The organism is Halalkalicoccus sp. CGA53 (assembly GCF_036429475.1).
GTDB lineage: Archaea > Halobacteriota > Halobacteria > Halobacteriales > Halalkalicoccaceae > Natronorarus > Natronorarus salvus.
Genome location: NZ_CP144125.1, coordinates 3,550,919 through 3,563,752 on the forward strand (window position 1 = coordinate 3,550,919; position 12,834 = coordinate 3,563,752).

Sequence of the window (12,834 nt, forward strand, 5' to 3'; positions counted from 1 at the left end):
CCGTCGTAGTCTCATCCCGGTGATCGCCGACCCGTTCTGGCGATCGCCGGTATCCAGTTACAACCGTCCGGATCAGAGGTCCGCGGTCGAGCGGAGGGCGAACTCCGCTCGGTCGGTCTCGAACCGGTTCGCGCGAAACGGCGCTGTCTCGAACGGACACTCCTCCCCGGCGACGAGCGAACGGACCAGCTCCGCCGCGACCGGCGAGAGGGTGATCCCGAGGCCGTTGAACCCGGTCGCGACGAGCGCGCCCTCCGGTACGCCGTTCGGGCGGCCGATCACGGGTCGACCGTCCGGGGTTCCCACGTCGACGCCGGCCCACGAGCCGACCACCCTCGCGCCCTCGAACCCCCGGAGCAGCCCCGGCACCTCGGCCGCGACCGTTCGCAGGAACGACTCGTCGGCGCTCTCGCTCGCGGTTTCCGGCTCGTCGATCGGGTCGTGACGGCCGCCGACCAGCAGTTCGCCGCCATGTTCCGGCCGGAAGTAGAGCCCCTCGCTCGCGACCCGGCCGATCGGGAGCGTCCCTTCGACCTCGGAACCCGGATCGAGGGTGGCACACTGCGTCCGGTACGGACGGATCGGGACCGCCGCACCCGGGAGCAGCGCCGACGTCCGGTAGCCGGCCGCGAGGACGACGCGGTCGGCCTCGTAGCTCCCCCCGCCCGTCTCGACCCCGTCGACTGCGCCCCCCGACACCGAGGGACTCCCGACGGTCGTGCCGAACTCCACGTCCGCCCCGTAGTCCAGCGCGACGTCGAGAAGCGTCCGCGCGTAGGTCGCCGGATCGACCCAGCCGGTGTCCTCGTAGCGGACCGCACCGGCGAACGACCCGAGGTCGGCGGCCGGATACCGCCGTTCGACCTCCTCGCGAGCGAGGTACTCGACGGGAAAGCCCGCCTCGGAGCGCCGTTCGGCGGTCTCTCTCGCCTCGCGTTCGTCCTGCGGCGTCACGTAGTCGAGTCGGGGCCACCCGGTGAACGAGAACGCCCCGGTCCCGTCGAGCTCTCGGAAGGCGTCGTTCGCGTGTCGCGCCGCCCCGGGAAGATCCCCGTAGAAGAGCGTCGGCGAGACCAGCCCCGCGGACCGTCCGGTCGCCTCCGCAGCGACGCCCGTCCGGTCCAGCACGAGGAGGTCGTGGTCCGGCGCGAGCGCCGCCGCGATCGAACAGCCGATCGCGCCCGCACCGACGACGATCACCTCATACCTATCCACCGCTCAGAGCACCCCGCGCCCCTCGAGCTCCTCGATCTCCCTCCGCGAGTAGCCGAGTTCCGAGAGCACCTCGCTCGTGTGCTCGCCGAGCGTCGGCGGCGGGTCACAGCGATCGGTCTCGAGCGTCGAGAAGTTCACCGGGTTCGCGGCCATCTTGAACGTGCCGTGATCGGGGTGTTCGGCCTCCGCGATCATCCCCCTGGCTTCGATGTGCGGGTCCTCGACGATCTCCTCGACCGTGTTGACCGGCGTGCACGGTACTCCGTGCTCCTGGAGCTGGTCGATCCACGCCTCGGTGCTCCGCGTCTCGAAGAGGTCGTCGAGCAGTGCGTCGAGCGTTTCGCGGTTCGCCACCCTCTCCGTGAACGTCGCGAACCGTCCGTCGTCGACCCACTCCTCGCGGTCGATCGCCGCGCAGAACCCCGGCCACTGGTACTCGCTCACCACCCCGATGACGATGTAGGAGTCCGCGGTCCGGAACGCCTGGTACGGCGCGAGGTTCGGGTGTTTCGACCCCATCCGCTCGGGGTTCTCCCCGGTCGCGAAGTAGTTGGTGACGTGATAGAGGAGGAACTGGAAGCTCGTGTCCAGTAAGGAGATGTCGATGTACTGTCCCTCGCCGGTGTTCGAGCGGTGATAGAGCGCGGTCAGGATCGCGTACGTGGCGGTCATCGCCGCGGAGATGTCCGAGAGAGATGTGCCCACCCGGACCGGTTCGCCGCCCGCCGGGCCGGTGATCCCCATCAGCCCGGACTGTCCCTGGAGGACGATGTCGAACGCCTTCCGATCGCTGTACGGACTCTCCTCGCCGTAGCCCGAGACGTCGCAGTAGACCAGGTCCTCCTGTACGGCAGAAAGCTCCTCGTAGCTCGCCCCGAGCTTCTCCGCGCGTCCCGGCGAGAAGTTCTGGACGAAGACGTCCGCGCCGTCGACGAGTTCCCGCAGGATACGCTGGCCGTCCTCGGTCGTCAGGTCGAGGGTCACCCCGCGTTTGTTCCGGTTGAGGCTCACGAAGTACGCCGACATCGATCCGTAGTCGGGCGTGAACCCCCGACAGAGGTCGCCGCGCTCGGGGTGTTCGATCTTCACCACGTCCGCGCCGAGGTCGCCCAGGATCTGCGTCGCGAGCGGGCCGGCGATCGCCTGCGAGGGATCGACGACCGTCACGCCCTCTAACGGCTGCATGGATCGGCTGTGTCGCGAAACGTGATAAACCCCGCCGGTGAGTTCGACCGTTCAGTCGCGCTCGCCCATGAGACGACCCTCCGGGTCGAGCTCCTCGCGGAGCAGCCGGAGCTCCTCCTCGTCGGGGGTCGGCGTCTCCGAGAGCTCGTCGGCGAACGCGAGGTCCCACCCGGTGTTCTCCTGGACCTCCCTCCGTTCGACGCCGGGGTGCAGCGTGTCCACGAACAGCTCGCCGCTCGCGTCGAACCGACAGACCGCGAGGTCGGTGATGATCGCCTCCGGGCCGCCCGAGAGACCGAGTTTCGCTCTACCCTCGCGACCGCCGACGTAGCCGGGACTCGTCACGAAGTCGACCTCCTCGGGGAACCGTCGCTCCGTGTGCGGCGTGACGACGAGCGTCCGATCGACGTGACAGGCGATCTCGCAGGCCCCGCCGCTTCCCGGGAGTCGGACGATCGGATCGTCGTACTCGCCGATTACCGTCGAGTTGATGTTCCCGAACCTGTCGATCTGTGCGCCGCCGAGGAAGCCGACGTCGAGGCGACCGGCCTGCAGGTAGTACTGGAAGCCGTCGAGCATCGGCTGGACGGCGAGCGCGCCCGACGCGAGGTTCGGGTCGCCGATGGAAAGCGGCGGCGAGTCGGGGTTCGACCCCACGGTACCGGACTCGTAGACCATCCGGAGGTCGGGGGCGTGTGTCCGTTTCGCGACGTTACACGCGAGGTTCGGCATCCCGATGCCGACGAGCACGCGGTCGTCGTTCTCGAGTTCGCGCGCCGCGGCGACCGCCATCAGCTCGCGGTTCGTGTAGCTCATCGGTACGCCCCCATGTCGACCGGCGTAGCGTAGGCGTGGTCGGGGTCGAGGTCGAGCAGCCGTTCGGCGCCGAGCTTCTCGATATACTCGCGTCGATGCTCGACGCCGTAGACCCACTCGTCGAGCCAGGCGTCGGTCCGGTCGGGGTCGGCGGCGACCTCGGCCCACTCGAGGTACGCCTCGTTGTCCCTGCCGTAGTAGCCCTGCGCGTAGGAGGGATGCGAGCCGTAGGGGTCGTGGACGACGAAATCGACGTCGTCGCCGGTTATCAGGGTTCGGTTCGGATCGCTCCGGATCGTCGCCTCGTCGACGAGCTCCTCGACCGTGAGGATCACCCGCTCGGCGGCGAGCCCGGCGAGCGCCTGCTCGCCCTGGATCCCCCAGAGGTGAGCGTTCCCGTCCCGGTCGGCACGCTGGGCTCGGATCACCGCGACGTCGGGTTCGATCGGCGCGACGGCGTAGACGGAGTCGTCGCCGAACGGGCTGTCGATCCGCGCGATCCGCTCGTTGTGTTCGGGGAGGTCGGAGCCGATGAACCCGCGCAGCGGGGCGAACGGGAGGTTCGCCGCCCCCGCGTGCAGGGCGGCGATCAGCCCGAAGTGGGTGTACTCCTCCAGTTCGACCTCGTTCGGAACGCCCTCTTCGACCGCGCGTCGGAACGCCGGGAGGCTTCCGACGCCGGGGTTGCCCGCCCAGGAGAACGTCACCTTCCGGGCACAGCCCGCGGCGATCATCTGGTCGTAGATCAGGTCCGGAGTGGCCCTGACGAGATCCAGGTCGGAGATCCCCTGTCTGACGATCTCGTGGCCCGCGGCGTACGGGATGAGGTGGGTGAAACCCGCGAGGTAGATCCGGTCGCCGTCGGAGACCGCGCGCTCGACGGCCTCCCGCATCGTGGTGAGTTCGCTCATGCTCGTCTCGACCGAAGATCGCCGATCGCCGAAATAAGGGTTCGCTTTCCCCGGACCCGATCCCCGGGGTCCGAAGCTTTACACTCCTCTCCGTACCTTCCCCGGTATGAACGTCAACGAGGCCGTCATCGACCGCCTGCGCGAGAACGGGATCGACACCGTCTTCGGCATCCCCGGGAAGCAGTCGCTCCCGCTGAACGAGACGATCGGCGAGCGCGAGGACGTCCGGTTCGTGATGGCGCGTCACGAGACGGCCGTCTCGCACCAGGCGTGGGGCTACGCCGAGACGAGCGGGCGGATGGCCGCGACCGTCGTCATCCCCGGTCCAGGCGACATGAACGCGATGAACGGGCTGAAGAACGCGCTCAACGACTGCACGCCGTTGCTCCACGTCGCGATCGAGACCGAACCCGAGATCAGGGGCGGCGACGGCATCCACGAGACGCCGCCCGATACCTACGACAACGTCGTGAAGGAGAATATAACCGTAACAACCGCAGAGAGCACGATAGCCGAGCTCCAGCGGGCGATCGACGTCGCGCGTACCCCTCCGACGGGACCGGTACGGATCGGCATCCCGAAGGACTTCCTCAAACTGGACGTCCCGCTCGCGGAGCCGGAGTCGACCGTCGAGGACCGGGTCGCGGAGCCCCCGCACGACGCCGTCGAGCGGGCAGCCGAACTGCTCGCGGGGGCGGAACGGCCGGTGATCGTCGCGGGCGGCGGCGTGCGGGCGTCGGGCGCGACCGACGAACTCGTGAGGGTCGCCGAGCGTCTCGACGCGCCCGTCGTCGTCACGTACAAGGGGAAGGGGGCGTTCCCGGACGACCACGACCTCGCGGCGAGCGCGCTCTGTGGCGGGGCAGGGACAGAAATAAAGGGGCTGGTCGCGGAGTCGGACGCCGCGCTCGGCGTCGGCACCGACTTCGACGCGGTGACGATGCAGAACTGGTCGATCGAGGTCCCCGAGAGGCTCGTCCACGTCACGCTCGACGCCTCGGACGTCGGGACCGGCTACCAGCCAGAAGTCGGGATCGTCGCCGACGCGAAGGAGACGCTCTCGGCGCTCGACGGCGCGCTCGCCGCGCGGACGGTCGAGAGCCAGGACGGTATCGAACGGGCACGGGAGACCCGCGAGGGGATCGAGGAGCGTCTCGGGGAGCTCCTCTCGGTGACCGACGCACCGCTAACGTCGGTGAGCGCGCTGCGTGCGCTTCGCGAGGCGATCCCGCGCGAGGCGGCGGTCGGCGTCGACGCCGGCGGGTTCAGGCTCTGGACGCTCGTCGCCTTCGACGCGTACGACCCCCGGACCTACGTCAACCCCGGGTCGTGGGCGACGATGGGCTCGGGACTGCCCTCGGCGATCGGCGCGAAACTCGCCGAACCCGAGCGTCCCGCGGTGGCACTCACCGGCGACGGCGGACTGTTGATGTGTCTGCACGAACTCCACACGCTCGTCGACGAGGGGATCGACGTCACTGTCGTCGTGCTGAACAACAGCGACTACGCGATCATCAGCGAGGAGGCCGGCCGGAGCTACCGGATGGACCCGGGAGAGTACGGCTGGGAGGAGTCGCCGGTCTCGTACACCACCGTCGCCGAAGGGTTGGGCCTCGACACCGTCCGAGCCGAAACCACTGACGCGCTCCAAGAGACCGTCGCCGACGCCATCGAGAGCGACGGGCCGACGCTCGTCGAGGTCCCGACCGACCCGTACGAGCCGCAAGCCAGCGTCTGGATGAACGACTAGCCCCGCTCCGACCGGCTCCGCTCGTACGTCTCGCGGATCCGCTCGCCGCCCTCGATCAGCGTCGTCGTGTCCTTGCCCGCGATCAGGTAGTCGAAGCCGCGCTCGACCGCGGCCGGAACGTCCTCGGCTCTGACCGTGAGCGTCCCGACCGGGACGTCCTCCCCGTGGCTCGCCTCGAGCACCCGTTCGATCGCTTCCGCGAGTTCGGGGGAGTCCCACTCGGCGAAGACCCCGAGCGAGGCCGAGAGGTCCGCCGGCCCGACGAACAGCGAGTCGATCCCCTCCGTCGCCGCGATCTCGCCCGCGTTCTCGACGCCGGTCGGCGTCTCGATCTGTGCGATCCGGAGCAGGTCGTCGTGATCGCGCTCGACGTACTCGACGAACGACTGGCCGTGACCCGACGCGCGGCCGCCCGCGACGCCCCGGACCCCGTCGGGCGGGTACCTCGTCGCCTCGACGAACGCTCTCGCGTCCTCGGCCGTGTCGACCATGGGGACCATCAGGCCGTCCACGCCGATATCCAGTACTCGTTTGATCCGCACGGGGTCGTTCCACGCCGGCCGGACGACCACCGACAGGTCGCCGGGTGCGGCCTCCGCCGCCCGGACGAGCCCCGCGACCGTCTCGAGGCTCATCGTCGAGTGCTCCGTGTCGACGGCGACGAACGCGAAGCCGGCGCGCGCGGCCGCCTCGACGACCGTCGGGTGACCGATCGAGATCCACGAGCCGAGCGCGCCGTCAGCGACCCGGTCGGCCAGACCGCGCGCCCCGGACCCCTCAGTCATCGCTCTCCACCAGCCCACCCGTCGGCCGGACCGTCGTTCGTCGGTCGAGTCCACGCGGCCGCCGTCGTCGTCGCGGAGCGATCATGGCCGCCCGTTCTCGGGCCGTCGGCAAAAAGCCTCATACTGTCGGCTGTAACTGTGTAAAGATTCTCGACACCACGTGGGCGCGACGATCTTGAACGACTTACAGCCGACAGTATCAGTCCCCGGCACGTGTGACGTGGTTCACTCGTACACCCTCCGTCCCGTCTCGCGATCTTCGATCTCCTCCCAGTCGTAGTCGACGCCGAGACCCGGTCCGTCGGGGACCGAGACCCGTCCCTCGTCGTCGATCGTCTCGAGCTGGTCTGAGTAGCCACAGTCGTAGACCGGCGGCTGGGTGTTCTCGCAGTCGGGGTGGACCAGCGCCACCTCGTAGTAGTTGCTGTTGCGCGTCGCCGCGAGACACTAGCGCTGAGCCGGTCCCGGTGCGTGATACTCCACGTCGAGATCGAAACTCTCCGCTGCGTGATCTTGATCGCACCGGTGATCCCCCCGTCGTACTCCGGATCCGCACGGACGAAGTCGGTCGCCTCCGCCGCGATGAAATCGGTGTGCGGCTCGAGCCCACGGACGTGTTCGGTCTGTAAGAGCGGGGTATCGATCAGTTGCCGGAGTTTTCGGTGGGCGTGCTGTGAGACGCCCCCGTCCCGATACGGGTCCTCGTACCAGAGGAATTCCGCCTCGTCACACGCTGTGCCATGCGTGATGGTCTCGGAACGCGGGAAAAACGGTTCCCCTCTTTCGGGCGACGGTGTTCGGATACTACCGAGAGGAATCGGCTCTCGTGGTGGTCGCAATCGATTCCTCGGGAGTAGCGTGTGATCCGAACGCGGCCGGAGGGGAACCCCGAACACAACAGCTACGGCCCCGCCCGAGAGACAGGTGGCATGCCATCACACGGCTACGTGCTGCCGACCCGTGGCGTCGTCCTCTCCTCGGAGGACTCGCTCGAACAGGCCGCGAGGGTGCGGTCGGAGGTGATCGACCTCGCCCGGCGGGCCGAGGCGCTCGGCTTCGACGGGGTCTGGGCGGGCGACAGCGTGCTCGCGAAGCCCCGTCTCGAACCGCTCTCGACGCTCTCTGCGGTCGCGACGGCGACGGAGGCGGTCACGCTCGGGACGTCGGTCTACCTCCCCCAGCTGCGCCACCCGGTCCACGTCGCCCACCAGTCGGCGACGATCGACCTCGTGAGCGGCGGTCGCCTCGCACTCGGTCTCGGCGTCGGGGTCGGGCCGGACGTCGAGGCCGAACACGACCAGCTCGGCCTCCCCTACGGACGGCGCGGGGCGCTGCTCGACGAGGGTCTCGAGGTGATCGCCGGGCTCTGGAGCGGCGATCGCGTCACGGTCGACGGCGAGTTCTTCGAGCTGGAGGACGCGGAGATCGGCGTCCAGCCGTGCGGTGGACCCCCGCCGATCTACGTCGCGTCCGCGACGTTCGACCCCAGGGAGGGGTTCCCGCGCCCGATCCGAGAGCGGATCGCGAAACACGGGAACGGCTGGCTCCCGATCGGCCAGTCGACCGAGATGTACGCGGCGGGGATCGACCGAGCACGCGACCTCGTCGCCGAGGCGGGCCGCGGCGGGGAGCCGTTCGACGCCGCCTACTACCAGGACGTGGTGATCGCGGAGACCGAGGCGGCGGCGATCGAGGAGGCGCGCACGTTCCTCGACCGGTACTACCCCGCGTGGGGCGAGCTGAGCGACGAGGACGTCCGACGGCGCGGGGCGTTCGGGCCACCCTCCGTCGTCGCGGAGCATCTCGAACGCTACGCGGAGGCGGGCGTCGAGACGTTCGTCACGCGGTTCACCGCGCGCGACCAGCGCGAACAGCTGCGCCGGTTCGCCTCCCTCGTCCAGTGATCGGCGTTTCGGGGGTCGCTCCCCCGATACCGAGGCGTCACGCGAGCTCGTAGACGAACGAGAAGCAGTACTTCTCGTAGCCGTTTCGCTCGTAGAACCGGTGGGCCTCCTCGCGCCAGAGGCCGGACTCGAGCTCGACCGCCTCGCACTCGCGTTCTGTGGCCCACTCGTTGACGAACGAGAGCAGCGCGCTCCCGTGGCCCTTCGATCGCTCCGTTTCGGTCACCACCAGATCGTAGACGTAGGCGTGGCGGCCGAGGTAGAAGTTCGTCCCGACGCGGACGCCCGCTGCAGCGATCGGCTCGTCGTCGACGAAGCCCCCGAAGAGGTGGTACCCCTCCTCACGCATCGCCGCGTAGAGTTCCCGGTACTCCTCTCTCTCCAGATCGCGGAGTTCGGAGACGATCGGGTAGAGCGCGTCGACCACCGACTCACTTCTCGCCTCCCGGATCTCGAGTTCGTCCATGGGTCGAGATCGGCACCCGCGGGCATCAGCGGTCCGGTCGGTGCGTCGTGGGGAGCGTCGTAGAACCTCGTCGTTCGTCGACGACGAACCGAACGACACCGGTGATGTGTACGCCCCGGCGGGACGCTCGGCTACGGTGATCCCTCTCAGCACCGTGCGAGACGGCAGGCTTATTCGGCCCGGGCGAACATCGAGTCCATGCGAGAGGCCTACCTCGTCGGCGCGGGCCAGTCCGACTTCGGCGCGTTCCCGGACGAGAGCTACCGGTCGCTGTTCCGCACGGCGTTCGAGGCGGCGATGGAGAGCGTCCCGAGGGGAATGGAGAGCGAGGCGATAGACGAGGCGACCGTCGGCACGCTCGGCGTCGGCGGCCGCCAGCTCGGCCTCCCGGGGCCGGCGGTCACCGAACACGTCGGTCTCGGCGGGGTACCGTGTACGAGGGTCGAGAACGCCTGTGCCGCGAGCGGGTTCGCGCTCCGGAGCGCGGTGCAGGCGATCCGCTCGGGGATGGCGGACGTGGTCCTCGCGGGCGGGTTCGAGGTGATGAGCGACACGAGCGCCGACGCGACGAAGTACTGGCTCGGGGTTTCCGGAGAAACGGAGTGGGAGCGGCTCTCGGGGACGACCTTCTCCGGGACGTACGCGCAGATGGCGAGCGCACACATGGAGCGCTACGGCACCACCGGAGAACAGCTCTCGCGGGTCGCGGTGAAGAACCACGCGAACGGGGCGAAGAACCCGCACGCACAGCTCGGCTTCGAGTGTACGCTCGAACAGGCCGAGTCCGCACCTGTCGTGGCCGACCCGCTGACCCTCTATCACTGCTGTCCGACCTCGGACGGGGCGGCGTGTGCGCTCGTCGCCAGCGAGGACGTCGTCGCCGAGTACACGGACGAGCCGATCCGGATCGCCGGCGTCGGCGCGGGCAGCGACCGTGTCGGGCTCTTCCAGCGCGAGAGCTATACGCGGGTTCCCGCGAGCGAGCGCGCCGCCGACGCCGCATACGAGATGGCGGGGATCGCGCCGAGTGACGTCGACTTCGCGGAGGTCCACGACTGCTTCGCCATCGCCGAACTGCTCGCCTACGAGGACCTCGGCTTCTGCGAGCGGGGGGAGGCCGGCTCGTTGATCGAGTCGGGAGCAACGGAGCGGGAGGGAGAGCTCCCGGTCAACACGTCCGGGGGGCTGAAGTCGAAGGGCCACCCGATCGGTGCGACCGGGGCGGGCCAGGTGGTCGAGGCGTTCAAACAGCTCTCCGGCGAGGCGGGCGAGCGACAGGTAGAGGACGCGCGGCGGGGGCTGACGCACAACGTCGGCGGGAGCGGCGGGGCGGCGGTCGTCCACGTCTTCGAGCGCGAGGAGGTTCGGGCATGACCGGGGTCCTCTCGATCGGGGCGTACGCACCGCGGGGCAGGATCACGGCCGAGGCGATCGCCGACGCCTGGGGTCGGTTCCAGGGATCGGGGATAGACGAGAAGGCGGTCCCGGCGGCCGACGAGGACGCGCTGACGATGGCGTACGAGGCGGGCGCGCGAGCGCTCGACGCCGGTGAGATCGAGAGGAGAGAGGTCGACTGGCTCGGCTTCGCGAGCACGACGCCGCCGCTCGCCGAGGAGGACCTCTCGGTTCGCCTCGGTGCGATGCTCGGACTCGAGGAGAAGGTATCGGCCAACGTCTTCACCGGGAGCACACGCGCCGGGACGCGGGCGCTCTTCGCGGCGATGGACGCGACCGAGGCCGGGAGCGAACGGGCGCTCGTCGTCGCGGCCGACGCACCGCGCGGCGATCCCGATACCTCGATCGACCACGCGGCCGGCGCCGGTGCGGCGGCGTTCGTCATCGCGCCGACCGGTCCGGCACGGATCGTCGACCGGACGGAGTTCTCTCGGCCGTACCCCGGAACCCGGTTCCGGGAGACCGGGTCCGAGACGACCGAGGGCCTCGGCGTGACGAGCTACGACCGACGGGCGTTCTCGGAGACGGTCGGCGGTGCGGTCGACGGTCTGGAGGGCGATTCCGGACCCGTTGCGGTCGCGATCCAGGCACCGGACGGCACACTCCCGTACAGGGTGACGGACCGGATCGACGTGGAGGCCGAGGCGATCCAGCGGTGTGCGACGGTCCACGACCTCGGCGACACGGGTGCCGCGAGCGTCCCGCTCTCGGTCGCCCGCGCGCTCGCTGCGGGTGAGGAGTCGACCCTCGCGGTCTCGTACGGCAGCGGGGCCGGAGCGGACGCGTTCGACGTCGAGTGTGACGGGACGGTCCCGACCTCGCTCGATCTGGACGGGGAGCGAACGATGAGCTACGCCGAGTACCTCCGGGCGCGGGGGGCGGTCACGTCGGGCCCCCCCGACGGCGGCGGCGCGTACGTGAGCGTTCCGACCTGGCAGCGGTCGATCCCCCAGCGCTACCGTCTCGAGGCCGGTCGCTGTCTCGACTGCTCGGACCTCGCGTTCCCCCCGGAGGGCGCCTGTCCGTCGTGTGGGTCGCTCGCCGACTACGAGCGGGTCGAACTCGACTCTAGAGGGACGATCGAGGCGGTGACGACCATCTCGGCCGGCGGCGCACCCCCTGAGTTCGCCGAGCAGCAGGCACGCTCCGGGGACTACGCGGCGGCGATCGTCGCGCTCGAATCGGGTGGGGAAACCGTGAGCGCGCCGATGATGGGCTGTGCCGAGTGCGAGGGATTCGCCGTCGACGACCGCGTCGAGACGACGATCCGCCGACTCTACACCCAGGAGGGTGTCACGCGCTACGCCCGGAAGATCCGCCCGGCGGAGTGAGCTACCGTTCGGGGAGCCGTCCGGTCAGCGCCTCGCTCGCGGGTGCGACCTGGATGGAGGTCCCGAGCCCCTCCTCGACAGCCTTCTCGTAAAGCAGGTATCCGCCGGCGACGGTCTCGATGCCGGTGCCGCCGCTGTCGAAGACCGTGATCTCCTCGTCGCTCGTCCGGCCGGGTTCGACGCCCGCGACGACCTCGCCGAGTTCCGCGTGGACGTGATCCTCGTCCACGACGCCGGCGTCCATCGCCGCGAGGAACGATCCGGCGTCGATCGTCGCGCGCTCTCTCAGGTCGGGGACGTAGACGGAGCGCTCGATCGTCCGGACGTCGAGTTCGGTCTTCCCGGGCGTGTACTGGCCCATCGCGGTGACGTGTGTCCCTGGATCGAGCACCTCGCCGTCGAACACCGGATCGCTCGCCGTCGTCGCGGTGATCACGACGTCGGCGCCCGATACGGCCTCCTCGCTCGATTCGACGGCGTGAACGGAGGCGTCGAGCAGCGCGTCGAACTCGTCGGCGAACGCCTCGCGGTTCTCCTCGGTCGACGAGAAGACGCGGACCTCCTCGAACTCGCGCACCGTGGCCGTCGTGTGGAGCTGTCCGCGGGCCTGCGAGCCGCTGCCGATCACCGCGAGCGTTTTCGAATCCCTGCGGGCGAGCGCGTCGACCGCGACTGCGCCCGCCGCGCCGGTCTTGAAGGGGTTCATGCTCGCGCCGTCGATCACCGCGAGCGGCTCGCCGCTCTCGGCGTCGAAGAGAGGGGTGAGGAACCAGGCGTCACGCGCGCCGAAGCCGGCTGAGTAGGTGTACCCTCCCATCGCTCCCGTCTCCGGGAGGATCGCCGCGTAGCTGTTGAGGATCCCCTTCGGGTCGTCCCCGAAGAACTTCTGGCGTGGGTGGGCGGCCGCGCCCTCGCCGCGCTGGCGGTAGCCCTCGCGGACGGCCTCGACGTACTCGGCGGGGCTCGCGAGCCCCGCCACCTCCTCGCTCGTGAGATACAGCGCGTCTGTCATCGGT

Annotated in this window: 11 protein-coding genes and 1 pseudogene; 4 read left to right on the forward strand and 8 right to left on the reverse strand. The window is 69.6% G+C overall.

All coding sequences use genetic code 11. From position 1 onward, the window contains the following. Positions 1-72 precede the first annotated feature (72 nt). Genes V2L32_RS19915 through V2L32_RS19930 form a run of 4 tightly spaced genes read right to left on the reverse strand, consistent with a single transcriptional unit; the run spans position 73 to position 4,127 of the window. Positions 73-1,215, reverse strand: coding sequence for an NAD(P)/FAD-dependent oxidoreductase (locus V2L32_RS19915; protein ID WP_331234357.1), 1,143 nt, complete (start codon positions 1,213-1,215; stop codon positions 73-75). 3 nt (positions 1,216-1,218) lie between these two features. Continuing rightward, a complete protein-coding gene (locus V2L32_RS19920; RefSeq protein ID WP_331234358.1) occupies positions 1,219-2,400 on the reverse strand; it encodes a CaiB/BaiF CoA transferase family protein in 1,182 nt (393 codons plus the stop codon). A gap of 51 nt (positions 2,401-2,451) precedes the next feature. After that, complete coding sequence (locus tag V2L32_RS19925; protein ID WP_331234359.1) at positions 2,452-3,216, reverse strand: CoA-transferase subunit beta; 765 nt, start codon at positions 3,214-3,216, stop codon at positions 2,452-2,454. Continuing rightward, complete coding sequence (locus V2L32_RS19930) at positions 3,213-4,127, reverse strand: CoA transferase subunit A (RefSeq protein WP_331234360.1); 915 nt, start codon at positions 4,125-4,127, stop codon at positions 3,213-3,215. The genes V2L32_RS19925 and V2L32_RS19930 overlap by 4 nt, the downstream gene beginning before the upstream one ends. A 106-nt stretch (positions 4,128-4,233) precedes the next feature. On the opposite strand from V2L32_RS19930, the gene V2L32_RS19935 reads away from it, so the two are divergent. Continuing rightward, positions 4,234-5,877, forward strand: a complete 1,644-nt coding sequence (locus V2L32_RS19935) for a thiamine pyrophosphate-binding protein (RefSeq protein ID WP_331234361.1) — start codon at positions 4,234-4,236, stop codon at positions 5,875-5,877. On the opposite strand, the gene V2L32_RS19940 is transcribed toward V2L32_RS19935, so the two are convergent. After that, positions 5,874-6,662 carry an HpcH/HpaI aldolase family protein gene (locus V2L32_RS19940; protein ID WP_331234362.1) on the reverse strand — a complete coding sequence of 263 codons (789 nt, stop codon included), beginning with the start codon at positions 6,660-6,662 and terminating at the stop codon, positions 5,874-5,876. The two genes, V2L32_RS19935 and V2L32_RS19940, sit on opposite strands and share 4 nt — an antisense overlap. 225 nt (positions 6,663-6,887) lie before the next feature. Next, positions 6,888-7,417 (reverse strand): annotated as a pseudogene (locus tag V2L32_RS19945) (enolase C-terminal domain-like protein); the annotation flags it as partial. A gap of 105 nt (positions 7,418-7,522) precedes the next feature. Here V2L32_RS19945 and V2L32_RS19950 point away from each other — a divergent pair. After that, positions 7,523-8,566 (forward strand): LLM class flavin-dependent oxidoreductase, encoded by a 1,044-nt coding sequence (locus V2L32_RS19950; RefSeq protein WP_331234363.1) that lies wholly within the window; start codon positions 7,523-7,525, stop codon positions 8,564-8,566. Between the two features lie 37 nt (positions 8,567-8,603). Here the strand turns inward: V2L32_RS19950 and V2L32_RS19955 are convergent, their stop codons facing one another. Continuing rightward, entirely contained in the window at positions 8,604-9,032 is a 429-nt protein-coding gene (locus tag V2L32_RS19955; RefSeq protein ID WP_331234365.1) for a GNAT family N-acetyltransferase, read from the reverse strand. A gap of 198 nt (positions 9,033-9,230) precedes the next feature. Here V2L32_RS19955 and V2L32_RS19960 point away from each other — a divergent pair, with 198 nt between their 5' ends. Together V2L32_RS19960 and V2L32_RS19965 are read left to right on the forward strand one after the other, a co-directional pair. Next, positions 9,231-10,406: a thiolase domain-containing protein gene (locus tag V2L32_RS19960; protein WP_331234366.1), complete on the forward strand. Its 1,176-nt coding sequence runs from the start codon at positions 9,231-9,233 to the stop codon at positions 10,404-10,406. After that, positions 10,403-11,818, forward strand: coding sequence for a zinc ribbon domain-containing protein (locus V2L32_RS19965; RefSeq protein ID WP_331234367.1), 1,416 nt, complete (start codon positions 10,403-10,405; stop codon positions 11,816-11,818). The genes V2L32_RS19960 and V2L32_RS19965 overlap by 4 nt, the downstream gene beginning before the upstream one ends. Before the next feature lies 1 nt (position 11,819). On the opposite strand, the gene V2L32_RS19970 is transcribed toward V2L32_RS19965, so the two are convergent. After that, on the reverse strand, positions 11,820-12,830 hold the full coding sequence (locus tag V2L32_RS19970) for an ornithine cyclodeaminase family protein (protein WP_331234368.1): 1,011 nt from the start codon (positions 12,828-12,830) through the stop codon (positions 11,820-11,822). Between the last annotated feature and the right edge of the window lie 4 nt (positions 12,831-12,834).